This is a genomic window from Paraburkholderia sp. BGA-UO-ETr-F21 (assembly GCF_059567925.1).
In genome coordinates this window covers 995,610-1,009,761 of sequence record NZ_JCAQOY010000040.1, presented here as the reverse complement: position 1 = coordinate 1,009,761, position 14,152 = coordinate 995,610, and the positions used below count along the sequence as shown (strand labels likewise).

General features: G+C 62.3%; 14 protein-coding genes. 6 read left to right on the top strand and 8 right to left on the bottom strand.

From position 1 onward, the window contains the following. Nucleotides 1–75: 75 nt before the first annotated feature. Both phoU and AC57B1_RS36995 read right to left on the bottom strand, forming a co-directional pair. On the bottom strand, nt 76–783 hold the full coding sequence (phoU, locus tag AC57B1_RS37000) for a phosphate signaling complex protein PhoU (protein ID WP_091800274.1): 708 nt from the start codon (nt 781–783) through the stop codon (nt 76–78). 67 nt (nt 784–850) lie between these two features. Further along, entirely contained in the window at nt 851–1,291 is a 441-nt protein-coding gene (locus AC57B1_RS36995) for a hypothetical protein (protein ID WP_496420170.1), read from the bottom strand. A 402-nt stretch (nt 1,292–1,693) separates the two neighbouring features. Between AC57B1_RS36995 and AC57B1_RS36990 the strand changes: the two genes are divergently transcribed. Next, nucleotides 1,694–1,891 carry a DUF3562 domain-containing protein gene (locus AC57B1_RS36990; protein ID WP_496420169.1) on the top strand — a complete coding sequence of 66 codons (198 nt, stop codon included), beginning with the start codon at nt 1,694–1,696 and terminating at the stop codon, nt 1,889–1,891. Between the two features lie 156 nt (nt 1,892–2,047). Here the strand turns inward: AC57B1_RS36990 and AC57B1_RS36985 are convergent, their stop codons facing one another. Then, on the bottom strand, nt 2,048–2,971 hold the full coding sequence (locus tag AC57B1_RS36985) for a LysR family transcriptional regulator (protein ID WP_408347601.1): 924 nt from the start codon (nt 2,969–2,971) through the stop codon (nt 2,048–2,050). Nucleotides 2,972–3,075: 104 nt separating this feature from the next. On the opposite strand from AC57B1_RS36985, the gene AC57B1_RS36980 reads away from it, so the two are divergent. Then, on the top strand, nt 3,076–3,819 hold the full coding sequence (locus tag AC57B1_RS36980; RefSeq protein ID WP_496420168.1) for an SDR family oxidoreductase: 744 nt from the start codon (nt 3,076–3,078) through the stop codon (nt 3,817–3,819). A gap of 61 nt (nt 3,820–3,880) precedes the next feature. Here AC57B1_RS36980 and AC57B1_RS36975 read toward each other — a convergent pair whose 3' ends face one another. Next, on the bottom strand, nt 3,881–5,632 hold the full coding sequence (locus AC57B1_RS36975) for an IlvD/Edd family dehydratase (protein ID WP_496420167.1): 1,752 nt from the start codon (nt 5,630–5,632) through the stop codon (nt 3,881–3,883). 300 nt (nt 5,633–5,932) lie between these two features. Between AC57B1_RS36975 and AC57B1_RS36970 the strand changes: the two genes are divergently transcribed. The 4 genes from AC57B1_RS36970 (at nt 5,933) to arsH (ending at nt 8,662) form a co-directional block, all read left to right on the top strand. Further along, complete coding sequence (locus AC57B1_RS36970) at nt 5,933–6,265, top strand: ArsR/SmtB family transcription factor (RefSeq protein ID WP_408300664.1); 333 nt, start codon at nt 5,933–5,935, stop codon at nt 6,263–6,265. 128 nt (nt 6,266–6,393) lie between these two features. Next, nucleotides 6,394–7,479, top strand: a complete 1,086-nt coding sequence (arsB, locus tag AC57B1_RS36965; protein ID WP_496420166.1) for an ACR3 family arsenite efflux transporter — start codon at nt 6,394–6,396, stop codon at nt 7,477–7,479. Then, nucleotides 7,476–7,898 carry an arsenate reductase (glutaredoxin) gene (arsC, locus tag AC57B1_RS36960; protein ID WP_091792828.1) on the top strand — a complete coding sequence of 141 codons (423 nt, stop codon included), beginning with the start codon at nt 7,476–7,478 and terminating at the stop codon, nt 7,896–7,898. Before arsB ends, arsC begins: the two co-directional genes overlap by 4 nt. Continuing rightward, nucleotides 7,898–8,662: an arsenical resistance protein ArsH gene (arsH, locus tag AC57B1_RS36955; RefSeq protein WP_496420165.1), complete on the top strand. Its 765-nt coding sequence runs from the start codon at nt 7,898–7,900 to the stop codon at nt 8,660–8,662. Before arsC ends, arsH begins: the two co-directional genes overlap by 1 nt. A gap of 90 nt (nt 8,663–8,752) precedes the next feature. On the opposite strand, the gene AC57B1_RS36950 is transcribed toward arsH, so the two are convergent. The 4 genes from AC57B1_RS36950 to AC57B1_RS36935 are packed head-to-tail and all read right to left on the bottom strand — an operon-like array spanning nt 8,753 to nt 14,074. Continuing rightward, a complete protein-coding gene (locus tag AC57B1_RS36950) occupies nt 8,753–9,979 on the bottom strand; it encodes an HlyD family secretion protein (protein ID WP_408347583.1) in 1,227 nt (408 codons plus the stop codon). Beyond that, nucleotides 9,980–11,500 carry an efflux transporter outer membrane subunit gene (locus tag AC57B1_RS36945; RefSeq protein ID WP_496420341.1) on the bottom strand — a complete coding sequence of 507 codons (1,521 nt, stop codon included), beginning with the start codon at nt 11,498–11,500 and terminating at the stop codon, nt 9,980–9,982. Nucleotides 11,501–11,556: 56 nt separating this feature from the next. After that, nucleotides 11,557–12,543: a glycosyltransferase family 2 protein gene (locus AC57B1_RS36940; RefSeq protein ID WP_496420164.1), complete on the bottom strand. Its 987-nt coding sequence runs from the start codon at nt 12,541–12,543 to the stop codon at nt 11,557–11,559. A 10-nt stretch (nt 12,544–12,553) separates the two neighbouring features. After that, nucleotides 12,554–14,074 carry a DHA2 family efflux MFS transporter permease subunit gene (locus tag AC57B1_RS36935; RefSeq protein ID WP_091800267.1) on the bottom strand — a complete coding sequence of 507 codons (1,521 nt, stop codon included), beginning with the start codon at nt 14,072–14,074 and terminating at the stop codon, nt 12,554–12,556. Nucleotides 14,075–14,152 lie beyond the last annotated feature (78 nt).

The following is a 14,152-nucleotide window of genomic DNA, read 5'->3' as shown; positions in this document are numbered from 1 at the left end:
TAACCCGACGGCCAGATTGAATTGTGGAACAAAGGCATGATGGTTGGATCCAGCCCGACTACCAGCATCTCAGCCTTATCTGCCGTAGATTTCGTGCCCACGCTGCTTCCTATGCTCGTGGCGAATGTCGGTACCCCGAACCACATAGACGACGGATTCCGCGATGTTGGTGGCATGGTCGCCGATACGCTCGATGGATTTCGCAATCAACAGGTAGTCGAGCCCAATCCGGACTGTCCGGGGATCTTCCTTCATGGAGGTGACAAGCTTGACTACGCCGGCCCGAAATTCGGCGTCGATGGCTTCGTCGTCGCGGACAATCTGTGCGGCCGCCGTTGCATCCATGCGCGCAAATGCGTTGAGCGCTCTGCGAAGCATCTGCGTGGCCATTTCCCCAGAAGTCTTGATTTCAGCGATATTGAGTTTCCACGCGCCCGCATCCACGGCGACGCGGCGAGTTCGCTTCGCTATCTTGCGTGCCTCGTCGCCAACACGCTCAAGGTTGGCTGCGCACTTCAACGTCGCCATCAGAAGGCGCAAGTCGGAGGCTGCCGGCTGCCGGCGGGCAATCACGTTGACCACTTCGTCGTCGATCTCTATTTCCATGAGATTGAGCCGGCGTTCAGCATCGCCAACATGCTCGATAAGCGCCAGATCGAACGATTTCAGCGCTTCCAGCACGCACGCTATCTGTGACTCGACCAACCCGCCCATTTCGAGCAGCTTCGTGGAGACCCGAGCGAGTTCGGTATCAAACCTGCTTGAAAGATGCTTGTCTGGCATGATCTGCTCGACTAGAAGTGGCGATGCTGTGCCGACGCGGGCTGCCCGCAGCACAGCAAGCGCCGCGTTACGATTTTGCGGGTCGACCGGTTTTAACTGTTTCGACAGCCGAAATCGCCTCAAGCAGGCGTTTCATTGATGCCGTCTCGAGCAGAACCAAGCCCGCTCGCAGAAGCTCACTCTTCTTCACCGACACGCCCGCGTCCAGGCACTTCTGTTTCAGCGCCGCAATCTTTTCATAGTCGGACTTCGGCATTGTGAAGCTGTCACGTACGACCTTCTCCTTCTTTTGACGCTGCGCTTTTTCCTCTACGGCTATCTCGATTGGTGTGGCTTCCTGCGACACCACACGCTTTTGTTTCTTCGCCTTTGTCGGAGCGGCCTGAATATCGGCGGCTACCGCTTCCGGCGCGTCCGCCTGCCTCTCCTCGGGTAGCGCATGGCCATTGGCATGCTTCGGAAAGTGAGAGGCCTTCTTCGTCGCCTTCCTGACGCGGGGTTCAATCATGGTCAACTCCAGATTTAACAAACGATATAAACAGTATATACCGTTTAATAAATCTTTCCTGGCAGCAGGATGGATGGTCTACACGCGCCGCACGAGCCGAAAACTGTCCACAGAATCTGTTCGCAAGGCTGTGGACAACACATGGGCAAGCTCGACAAGTCGTTGATAGGACAGCTTTTGTGTGACGCGCGCTATACACGGGCGAGGATCAGGCCCGGATGACTTTTTTACTATGGAGCAGGCACACCGCGTACTGGAAGATTGCTCAGTATGTTCAGACAAGTCGGCGACAACTGACATGCGTCAACCATAGGCCGATTCAATTTGCGCGCAGGTCGGCAACGTCGTCTAATCGACTTCCCGCTGGCTTGCATCCCTCTCTTTGAACGCCAGGAGCACGTAATGGTCGACCTCAACTTTGACGACGTCGTCAAGGCAATTGCATCTGACACCAACACCCCGACCGAGACCGTATCGAGGATGTACGCTGAGACGTGGGCCCAATACAGTGACGGGGCGCGCGTGCTGGACTATCTGACGGTTCTCGTCGCTAAACGCGTCCGCGAAAATCTGCGCGGAATCTCGCAAGACAGGCACTAGCCGACGGCCACAAGATCTACCTGAGCGTGTCGCGGCGCCCGACTTCCACAGGTGGTCTGTTGTTGAAGAAGACAGACCGGTTCGCCTCGACCGACTTTCGGAGTCATTCGGGCGCCGCTCGGCACACAGTCAAATTGATTGATCAGTTTTCCTCTATTAGCGCGCGTCGAACTTAGACGCGTACTTCTGCCTTTTAAACGCGGCCACCACGAACTCAATGAACACCCGCGTCTTTGCCGGAAGCAGTTTCTTGTTCGGGTAATAGAGCGAAATCGGGCCCTGCTCGGCGTACCAGGCCGGCAGCAGACGCACCAGCGCGCCGCTCGATAGCCAGCGGAACGCGTGGGGCATCGGCAGAAACGCGACGCCGTAGCCGAGAATTGCCGCGTGCGCGATAGCCTCAGGGTCATCCAGGATGATGCGCGTTCGACACTCCGCCTGGCATTGTTCGCCAACCTGGTTCTTGAGCGTCCACACCCTGAGGCGTCCGGTCTCGGCCGAGCGACGCACGATCCCATCGAATTGGCTGAGTTCCGACGGGTGTTTCGGCATCGTGCGGCTCGACATGTACGCAGGAGACGCGGCGACGATCACATGCGTGCGCGCAAGTTCACGCGCTACGATCCCCGGTGTCAGTTCTATTCCACCGCCGATAGCCACGTCGAAGCCGCCGGCAATCAGATCGACAGGCCGGTTGTCAAAATGCCAGTCCGGTACGATCGCCGGATATAAATCGAGGAATTCGCCGAGCAGCGGCACCAGATACTCACGGCCGAACGCAAGTCCCAGGCTAACCTTGAGCGTTCCGGCCGGTTTTCCGTCTTGCGTGACGACATTGGCGAACGCGTCCTGCAGGGCAGTAAAAGGCTGGGTGACGTCACCCAGAAACTGCTCGCCGGCTGCGGTCAGCGTGAGACTGCGTGTGCTGCGCTGGAACAGCCGCAGTCCAAGCGTCGCCTCCAGTCTTGCCACGTTTTTGCTGACCGCGGCCGGCGTCAGACCCAGTCGACGAGCCGCCGCGGAGAAACTCCCGTGCTCTGCGCTGAGAAGAAACGATTCGACCAGGTTGAGCGCTTCCATGATCATTTGATACAAATGGTTGAAAGAGATAGTCTAGATCACCCGCTACTCAAGCTTGAATGTCAGGACGATACTCCTTTCATCAACTCTTCTGGGAACACAACATGACTTCGAATCTGACTGGCAAAGTGGCGTTCGTGACCGGCGGCGGCCGTGGGATTGGCGCGGCTATCGTGCGGCGCCTCGCGCAAGACGGCGCAACCGTGGCCTTCACCTACAAAGGCTCGGCGGCCACCGCCAATGCACTTGCTCAAAGCATTGCGGACCAAGGCGGACGAGCCATTGCGCTGCAGGCGGACGCCGGCGACGCCAGCGCTTTGACCCGCGCCATCGACGAGGCCGCTGCGAAGTTCGGCAAGATCGACATCCTCGTCAACAACGCAGGCGTTCTTTTGATGGGCCCGGTGGACAGCTTCTCGCTGGAAGACTTCGACACCACGCTCCAAGTCAACGTCCGGGCGGTGTTCGTCGCCATCAAGGCCGTTCTGCCGCATATGGGCAATGGTGGCCGTATCGTGAACATCGGTAGCTGCAATGCCGAGCGCATGCCGTTCGCCGGCGGCGCGGCCTATGCGATGAGCAAGTCCGCACTGCAAGGGCTCGTTCAAGGGTTGGCCCGCGATCTCGGGCCGCGGGGAATTACGGTCAACAACGTTCAGCCGGGCCCGACCGATACGGATATGAATCCCGAGTCCGGCGACTTCGCCACTGCGCTGCACGGCCTGATGGCGATCCAGCGCCACGCGCATCCCGACGAAATTGCCGGCATGGTTGCCTATGTGACCAGCCCGGAAGCGGGATTCGTCACCGGCGCGAGCCTGACCATTGATGGCGGCTTCAACGCCTAAGCGCACGAGGTGTTGCGCAACGAGCCGCCCCGCCCGTGTCCTACGGTGAGGGGCGGACTCGTTAGCCCTTCGGCGTCGTGCCGACACGCCTCGGCGCGCGCAAGAAATCGAAATCGACGCCCTGGTCGGCCTGTAACACGGTGTCGAGGAACAGCTTCTGATAGCCGCGCTCGGCAGTCGGCATATCGATGGGCGCGGCGGCCGCGCGGCGCGCCAGTTCGGTGTCCGATACGAGTAGCGCGATTTCACGGGCGGGCACGTTCAGCCGGATGCGGTCGCCGTTCTGCACATGCGCCAACGGGCCGCCGACGGCCGCCTCGGGCGTCACGTGCAGCACGACGGTGCCGAAGGCGGTGCCGCTCATGCGCCCGTCGGATATCCGCACGATGTCCTTCACACCTGCGCGCGCGAGCTTCTTCGGGATGGGAATGTAGCCGGCTTCAGGCATCCCCGGTGCGCCCTTCGGGCCGATGTTCTTCAGTATCAGAATGTCGTCCGCCGTGACATCGAGATCGTCCGAGTCGATACGCTCAGCCATGTCCTTGACGTTCTCGAACACGACCGCGCGCCCCTCGTGCTGCATGAGCCGGGCATTGGCGGCCGATTGCTTGATGATCGCGCCGCGCGGCGCGAGGTTGCCCATCAGAACGGCAATGCCGCCTTGCGGATAAATCGGGTCGGCGATGGTGCGCACCACGTTCTGCTCGAAGCCGGGGCCGGCCAGTTCGATCTCCTCGCCCAGTGTGCGGCCAGTCACCGTCATCGCATCGAGCTTGAGCAGCGGCTTGAGTTCGCGCAGCAACGTCGCCATGCCGCCGGCATGATGAAAGTCTTCCATGTAGTGCTGGCCGGATGGTTTCAGGTCCAGCAACACCGGCGTTTCGCGCCCCATGCGGTCCAGTGCCTGCAGATCGACATCCAGTCCCATGCGTCCCGCTATGGCGCTCAGGTGAACGATCGCGTTGGTCGAGCCGCCGATCGCCAGCAACACGCGTATGGCGTTCTCGAATGCATCGGCGGTGAGGATCCTGTCGATGGTCAGGCCGCTACGCGCCAACCGCACGGCCTGGGCGCCCGTCTCCTCCGCGATGCGGATACGGTCCGCGGTCACGGCCGGCGGCGATGCGCCGCCCGGCACGGTCATCCCCAACGCTTCGGCCACGCAAGCCATGGTGCTGGCGGTACCCATCACCGAACAGGTGCCCACGCTCGCCACCAGCTGATCGTTCACGGCGGCGATTTCCTGGCTATCGATCTCGTCCGCGCGAAATTGTCCCCAGTAGCGCCGGCAATCGGTGCACGCCCCGACACGCTCGCCACGGTGAGAGCCAGTCAGCATGGAACCCGTGATCAACTGGATGGCGGGAATGTTCGCCGATGCAGCGCCCATTAACTGCGCCGGCACGGTCTTGTCGCAACCGCCGATCAGTACGACCGCGTCCATCGGCTGGGCGCGGATCATCTCCTCGGTATCCATCGACATCAGGTTGCGCAGGTACATGCTGGTCGGCTGCGAAAAACTCTCATGGATGGAAATGGTCGGGAAATCCATCGGCAAGCCGCCGGCCAGCATCACGCCGCGCTTGACCGCCTCGATCAATTGCGGCGCGTTGCCGTGGCACGGGTTGTAGGCGCTGCCGGTGTTGGAGATGCCGACTACCGGTCGATCCAGCGCTTCGTCCGTGTAACCGGCCCCTTTGATGAAGGCTTTGCGCAAGAACAGCGAGAAGCCGCTGTCACCATAGTTCGTGAGACCTTTGCGGATTCCGGTGGCCGGTGCGGTGAGCGATTCTTCTGGTTTGGTCTTGGACATGGGAACACCCGGCGAAAGAATGAGTGGCAAAGGGGCCAGGCAGATGCGGGAAGCGATGCTGCGCACCCGCGTGGCGGGACAACATTCACATTCATTATCGAAAATGCGGGACAACACAAGAACCCACTGTTGATATTTTCAAACAATAAAGATTCTTCTGGTCGGCGCGAGCGCTGCATCAAACCAGCGGTCCGCCACCGAGCGGGGTTGACCGCTCGCCTATCGAGCACCGCCCCATCCCGCCTCATCTGCATTTCAACAATACTTGAAATATGGAAACAAAACCTCTATCGTTACGGTATGGACTCATACCTCGTTGTACGCGCCTTGAGCGCGCTCGCCCATGAATCGCGCCTCGCGATCTTCCGGCTGCTGGTCGTAGCCGGCCCGGACGGCATGGCTGCCGGTGAAATCGCCCAGCAGCTTGGGCTTTCCCCTTCCAGCCTTTCGTTTCACCTGAAAGATCTGTCACATGCGGATCTGGTGAAGCCGCGACAGGACGGACGGTTCGTCATCTACACGGCGAACTTTGACGCCATGACCGGTTTGATCGGCTTCCTGACCGAGAACTGTTGCGCGGGAGAGACCTGCGCGGCGAGCACTCTGCCAGGCTGCTGCGCAGACAAAGCATGACGCGTGGCGCATCCCTATCGCGATTGAGAATCTGAGTGACAACAGCCGGCTTCGCCGTGCCCTGTTCGATCACAAAGCGATTCAGACAGCAATCCCTGACGTTGGCGCAAGCCGTGTAGAGGAATTTAATGAGCAGCACTAATACAGCGGCCGGTGGCGAACGACCGGCTATCGGATTTTTCGAGCGTTACCTGACGGTCTGGGTCGCGCTCTGCATCGTTGGTGGCATCCTCCTTGGCCAACTGCTTCCCCTGCTCTTCCAGGCAATCGCCCGCATGGAAGTGGCGCAGGTCAATCTGCCGGTCGGTGCACTCATCTGGGTGATGATCATCCCGATGCTGGTCAAGATCGACTTTGCGGCTATGTCCCAGATCAAGAGCCAGTGGCGCGGCATTGGTGTCACGCTGTTCGTGAACTGGTTCGTCAAACCATTCTCAATGGCGCTGCTCGGCTGGATTTTCATCCGTCATGTGTTTGCGCCGTGGCTTCCCGCCGATCAACTCGACAGCTATATCGCAGGCCTGATTCTGCTGGCCGCCGCGCCCTGCACCGCGATGGTGTTCGTCTGGTCGCAACTCTGCAAGGGCGATCCGTATTTCACGCTTTCGCAAGTCGCCCTGAACGACTCCATCATGATCGTAGCTTTTGCGCCGCTTGTTGCGCTGTTGCTCGGCCTGTCCGCGATCACGGTGCCGTGGGATACGCTGCTCATGTCGGTCGGACTCTACATCGTGATCCCCGTGGTGCTCGCCCAGTTTCTGCGCCGGCATCTGCTGGCCGGGGGCGACGCGCATTTCCGCCAGGCGGTCGCACGCATGGGCCCCTATTCGATCAGCGCCTTGCTCGCGACACTCGTGCTGCTGTTTGCGTTTCAGGGGCAAGCGATCATCCGGGAGCCGCTCGTTATCGCCATGCTCGCGGTGCCGATCCTCATTCAGGTGTTCTTCAACTCCGGCCTTGCGTACCTGTTGAACCGCCGGCTCGGCGTCGCGCATTGTGTTGCGGGGCCGTCCAGTCTGATCGGCGCCAGCAATTTCTTCGAACTGGCCGTCGCCACGGCAATCAGCCTGTTCGGGTTTCATTCCGGCGCGGCGCTCGCCACGGTGGTCGGTGTGCTGATCGAGGTGCCGGTGATGCTGTTCGTCGTCGGCATTGTCAACCGTTCTCAGCACTGGTACGAAGCGAAACACATCAGCAATGGGGAACCGCTATGAACGTCACGATCTATCACAATCCCGACTGCGGCACGTCGCGCAACACGCTAGCCATGATCCGCAATGCCGGGATCGAGCCGGAAATAATCGAGTATCTGAAGACCCCGCCTGAGCGGGAGACACTGAAGCAGCTCATTGCTCGCGCCGGCTTGACCGTACGCGCTGCGCTGCGCGAAAAGGGCACGCCCTACGCGGAACTGGGTCTGGGCGATGCATCCCTGAGCGATGAGCAGTTGCTCGACGCCATGCTGGAACATCCGATCCTGATCAACCGTCCGTTTGTGATTACACCGCTTGGTGTGCGCCTGTGCCGTCCGTCCGAGGCGGTGCTCGATATCCTGCCAGCCGCGCAGCAGGGCTCATTCGCGAAAGAAGACGGCGAGCAGGTTGTCGATAGCGAAGGACGGAGGCTCCTTTAATGCCGCAGGATCTCCCCAACGTCAGCGCGCCGCACCTCGACACGCCGGATCTGCGCAAGCTCGAACCGGGCACGGTTTCGCAACACGCACCTCGAATCCTGCTGCTGTACGGCTCGTTACGCGCCACCTCATATAGCCGGCTTCTCACATTCGAAGCCGAACGCATCCTGCGCCATTTCGGCGCGGAAACCCGGGTTTTCGATCCACACGGTTTGCCACTGGTGGACAGCGTGCCGGCCGACCATCCGAAGGTGGTCGAACTGCGCGAACTCTCGGAATGGTCGGAAGGACAGGTCTGGTGCAGCCCGGAACGTCACGGCACGCTGACGGCCGTATTCAAGAACCAGATCGACTGGCTACCGCTCGAAAGCGGCGGCGTTCGCCCAACACAAGGCCGTACGCTCGCGGTGATGCAGGTGTGCGGCGGCTCGCAGTCGTTCAACGCCGTGAACGCGTTGCGCATTCTCGGCAGGTGGATGCGTATGGTGACCATTCCGAATCAGTCGTCGGTGGCGAAGGCCTGGCAGGAATTCGACGCAAGCGGCCGGATGAAGCCCTCGGCGTACTACGACCGCGTGGTCGACGTGATGGAGGAACTGTACAAGTTCACGCTGCTGGTGCGTGACAGGTCGGACTATCTGACAGATCGCTACAGCGAGCGGAAGGAAACACACCCGGAGCTTGCCACGACACTCGCAGCCGCCGCCATGAATCAGGAAGCAGCGACCGCCAATGCGGACACCGACGACAATGAAACGGAGTGATCGCGACGCCGGCCGGCGAGCTGTCGCGGCATGGACGCTCGCCGTTGTGCAGTTCGTTCGTGGTGCGGTAAACCGTGACGCCGCGGATCGCTAACTGTCACCGCCGCGGTCGCTATTCTCCCGAATGATCTTCTCGATCAACGCGTCCGCATCGCGCGACACGTTGTCATGCACACGCGTGCTTTGCGTCGGCGCCGGCGTATCGTTGCCGATCAGATGTCCGCTGCGCACATGCGTATCCACCGACACCTGCATCGACAAGCCGAGCCGCAGCGGATGCGCGGCGAGATCAGCCGGGTCGAGCGAGATCACGATAGGCACGCGCTGCACGACCTTGATCCAGTTGCCGGCGGCGTTCTGCGACGGCAGCATCGAAAATGCGCTACCCGTGCCCGCCGAAAAGCCTTCGACGCGGCCGTGATACACCACCTGCGAGCCGTACACATCCGACACGATGCGCACCGCCTGCCCCACGCGCATGCTGCGGATCTGCCCTTCCTTGAAGTTGGCCTCGACCCACAACCGTTCGAGCGGAATGATCGACATCAGCGCGAGACCCGGCCCGACCTGCTGACCGATCTGTACCGAGCGCTGGCCGACCGTGCCGTCGACGGGCGACACGATAGTCGTGCGTTGCAGATTGCGATAAGCGAGGCGCAATTGCGCCGCAGCTTGCAGAACGGGGGGGCTCGCCTCGACCGGGAATTTGCCGCCGAGCGCGCGCGCGGCGTCCAGCTGAACCTGCGCCGAAGCCAGATTCGCCTGCGCCACGGCCACCGCCTCGCGGGCGCGCGCCAGTTCTTCCGGCGACACGACTTCGACTGACGCGTGGTCGCGCGCCGCCAGCGCGCGCTGCGCCAACGCCAGTTCGGCACGCCGCGCGTCGATGGATTGCACGTACAGCTTGCGCGAAATCGTTGCGTTCGCCACCTGCCGCACGGCCAGCGTCAGTTGCGCGCGCGCCTGGGCGAACGCCGCGGCCGCTTCGGCGTCGTCGAGCCTGACGAGCGGCTGGCCCGCGCGCACCTGGCGCGTGTTGTCCACCAGAATATCGGTGACAGTACCCGGTATCTGCGCGGCGATCTGGACGATATTGCCGGCGACGTAGGCGTCGTCGGTCTCTTCAAAGAAGCGCGCGCTCAACCCCCACCACGTCGCCCATGCGGCGCCGGCGAGCGCCACCATGCCGAAGAAAATGGCGAAGCGACGCCGGCGCGTCGCCCGGATGCGATCGCGCGCGCCGTGCGCTACGTTTGCCGCGTTGACCTGTTCCTCGGTCCAGCCGGCGGCATCATGTGCCTGTTTATCGTTGTGCATTCAATCGAAGTGCGTATCCGTAATGCGCGCGTGAGAGGGAAAAGTAGTCTGATAGTGCGAGAGCGGTGCGCCGGCCACCTTGCGTTCGTCGAAGCCGCCGCCGAGCGCGCCGACCAGCGCAACCTGCAACAGCCTGCGGCGGCCCTGCAGATCGACCTGTTGCGCGCGTTCGTCGAGCAGCGAGAGATCGGCGAGCGTCACGTCTTTCTGCATGCCGATACCGCGCCGGTGCCGCTCCTCGGCAATCGCGACGATGCGAGCCGCTGCATCCACCGCGCGAGTCTGCTCGTTCGTGAGCGTGTCCACCGTGCGCAATGAAGTGAGCTGACGCGCGACCTCGCCGAGCGCTTCGTCGACGGTCTTGTTGTAGAGGCTCACCGTCGCGTCGACATTCGCATAGTCGCCGCCGAGTTGCGCGCGCAGGCGGGTCCGGTCGAACACCGGCAACGAGATGGCCGGGCCGATCGAGCCGGTCATCGCCGCGCGCGAGAACAGCGCGGCAGGCGTCAACGCAGTCAAGCCGGCAAACGCCACGAGATTCACGTCGGGATAGAACTGCGCACGCGTGACATCGACGCTCGCGAGTGCCGCTTCGGCGCGTAACCGCGCCGCCACGATATCGGGGCGACGTCCCAGCAGATCGACAGGCAGTTGCGCCGGCATCGGCGCGTCGGCCGCCTCGGCCAGTTGCGGCCGATGAAGCGACAAACCGCGCTCCGGCCCGCGCCCCGTCATGACGCCGATCTGCAACTCGGTCAGCGTGATGCGCTCGTCGTTGAGCGCCTGCTGCGCGGCGAGCCGGCTTTGCTTGAGCGTTGCATCCGCGGCGTCGTAGGCGTTATCGAGGCCGCGCGCGCTACGTTCGCGCAACACCGTATCGACCCGCTCCGCCGCCTGCTGCTTCTGCCGCAGAATGTCCTGCATCGCGAACGCGCGGTCGAGTTCGCAGTAGAGCGTCACCAGCGCGACTGTCAGCGTGAGCCGCACCTGCTCGGCATCGATCCGTGCCGCGTCGCGCGACGAGAGCAGACCGCGTGAGAGCGCCGCATTCCTGCCCCACAGATCGAGCTGATAGCTCAACCCCGCGATCAGCGCGGCGGGCGACACCGTCGGGTCGTTGAACACCTGCACCGGAATCTGCTGGCCGCCGACTGAAACGTTGGCCACATCCGCCGGCTGAGGCAAGCGGGTTTTGCTCACGGTGGCCACCGCCGTGCCCGTGAGGCCCGTCAGCGACGCGAACTGTTCGAGCTGCGCCTGCGCGGCGCTCACGCGTGCCTTCGCGACCTGCAGGTCGGGATTATTCTGCAGGGCTTCGGCGACCAGTTCATCCAGTTGCGAATCGCGATACCGCCCGACCCAGTCCGGCGCGGGCCACGCGCCGTGGGTGCCCGGACCGGCGGTTTGCGCGAGCGCATCGGCGGAAGGTTTGCGAGGCTGAACGTTCGCATGCAGGCCCGCATCGCTGACGCAGCCGCTCAGTGCCGATGCAATCAGCAGCAAGGCGCACGAATGGCGCATGCGGTGGCGAATGAGGTGGCGAATGAGGTGGCGCATCAGGCGTCGCATCGGCTGCTTCATGAGTGGTGCGTGCGAGGCATCGCACCTTCAGTAGCCGCTGGCGTATTCACGGCGGCCGCCATCGCCGCTCTGGCCGCGAGCCGAGGCCGGGTTTCTCCAAGCGGCCCCATCCGGGCGAACAATCCATCTATGAGACCCAGCGCAATCGCATTCAGTTTGTCGAGCTTGTGTTTCTCCAGCAGCACGATCTGCACGATCTGCCATAGCGTCAACAGGTTCGGTACGACCGCGACCGGCAGACGCAGTCCATATTGCAGCGCCAGCTGCATTGCGTTACGCGCGCTGTAATAGCGGCGAAATGCAGGGTGATTCATCGTCGTCACTTCGAAGGGGCCTAATTGATGGCGGTGGCGCGTGCCGATCCGATGCAATAGCACCAGCGACGGCACGATGTAGACAGGCACATTGCACAGGAGCGCCCGCAGGCAATACTCGGTGTCCACGTGATCGATGAACAGCGATTCGTCGAAGCGGCCGAGCCGCGCGAACGCTTCACGCGAAATCACGCAACCCGACGAGATCAGGAACGCGCAGCGCTGCAAGCCAGCATCCATGCGCAACGACAATCTTTCGACACCCAGACCGCTGGTCGACAGTTCCGGCAGAAAGCGTTGATCGTTTTCATCGAAGATGCGCGGGCCGGCCATAAACGCAGTACCGTTCACCGACGCACACCGGTCGCGCATCACGTCGAAATAGCCGGACGGCGCTTCGGAATCCTGGTCGAACAGCGCGACCGCATCCGCGCCCCGCTCGAACAGCACACGCAGGCCGCAGTTGAATGCACCGGCAATGCCGTGGCGATTGCCGTGATGCAGCAGCTCGATCCCTGCTTCGCCCAGCACCAGGGCCGCGCGACTGTCCGGCTGCGGAGAATTGTCGACCACCAGCAGGCGGTCGCACTCGTCGCGCATCGCCACGGCTCGCATCAACTGCGCCTCGCCCGGATGAAACAGGATGATCAACGCGCCCAGGATCGTCATGACTCTGCTCCTAGTGACCTAAGGTCATCGCGGCGCCGCGTTTGGGACGCGTCAGCCACATCATCGCGGCGAGCACGAGGCAGGTGATGCTCGCCATGTAGAACATGTCGCCGGTCGCCATCATGTACGCCTGTTGCTGCACGATGTGGTGCAACGTGCTCAGTTCGCGCGCGCCGTCGATACCCATGCCGTGCAGGATCTGAACGAAGCGCTGCGTGTTGCCGGACGACTTCGCCACCGACTGCGCAACCACGTCGTAGTGATACAGCGCGCGGTTGTCCCACAGCGTCACGCTCATTGCCGTACCGAAGGCCGCCGACAGCGTGCGTAGAAAGTTCGACAGACTGGACGCCGCAGCGAGTTTGTCGTCGGACACGCGTGAGAGCGTCGCGGCGGTCAACGGAATAAAAAAGCACGGCAGGCCGATGCCCTGAATCAGGCCAGGCGTGATGATCTGCGTAAAGGTCATCGTCAGCGTGAAGTGCGCGTCCCACCACAGCACGCCCGCAAAGATCAGAAAGCCGAACGTGGCGAGCACGCGCGCGTCGAAACGCGCCGAGAAAATGCCGACGAGAATCGAGAACACCAGCGCGAGTATGCCGAGCGGAGCAGTGGCGAGCCCGGCCTGAAACGCGGTGTAGCCCATCACGGCCTGGAGCCACAACGGGAAGATCACGCCGACTACCGAGAAACTCATCATCCCGAGTGAAATGATCAGCACGCAAAACGAGAACGTGCGGTCGCGAAACAGGCTGAGATCGATCACCGGATCCTTCTCGCCCGCTTCCCAGATCAACAGCGACACGATCGCAAGCGCGGCGACGATGGCGAGCGTCAGGATCAGCGGCGAATCGAACCAGCCCCGGTCATGGCCGAGATCGAGCACGGCCTGCAACGACCCGACGCCGACGATCAGCAGCACGATGCCCGGCAGATCGACCGGCGCGGCTTTCGCACCGTGCGCGTTGCGGGTATCGGGACGCAGCAGTGTCATGCACACCGCGAACGAAAAGATGCCGATCGGCAGATTGATCAGGAAGATCCACGGCCACGAGAAACTGTCGATAATCCAGCCGCCGACCACGGGCCCGAGGATCGGCGCGAGCAGCACGGTCATCGCCCACAGCGCAAGAGCCACCACGCGCTTGTCGGGTGGGAACGTACGCAACAGGATGGTTTGCGAGAGCGGCACCATCGGCCCGGAAAAAAGGCCCTGCAATGCGCGGCACACGACCAGCAGATGAAAGTCGCCGGCCACGCCGCAGAGGAGCGACGTCAGCGTGAAAAGAATCACCGCCGCGAGAAAGAGGCGGGTTTCGCCGACCCGTCTGGATAACCAGCCTGTCAGCGGCACCGCGATTGCGGCCGCGACCGAGTAGGAACTGATCACCCACGTGCCCTGGCTATTGGACACGCCGAGGCCACCCGAAATGGCGGGGACCGCGACGTTGGTCACCGTCGAGTCGAGCACCTCGATGAAAGTCGCGAGCGAAAGCGCAAAGGTGAGCAACGCGAGGCGGGCGCCGCGCATGGTTCGATTGTTGTGCTCGTTGTGCTCGTTGTGCTCGTTGCGTTCTTCGCGCCCGCTGTCCACGCCGGCGCGCGCGTC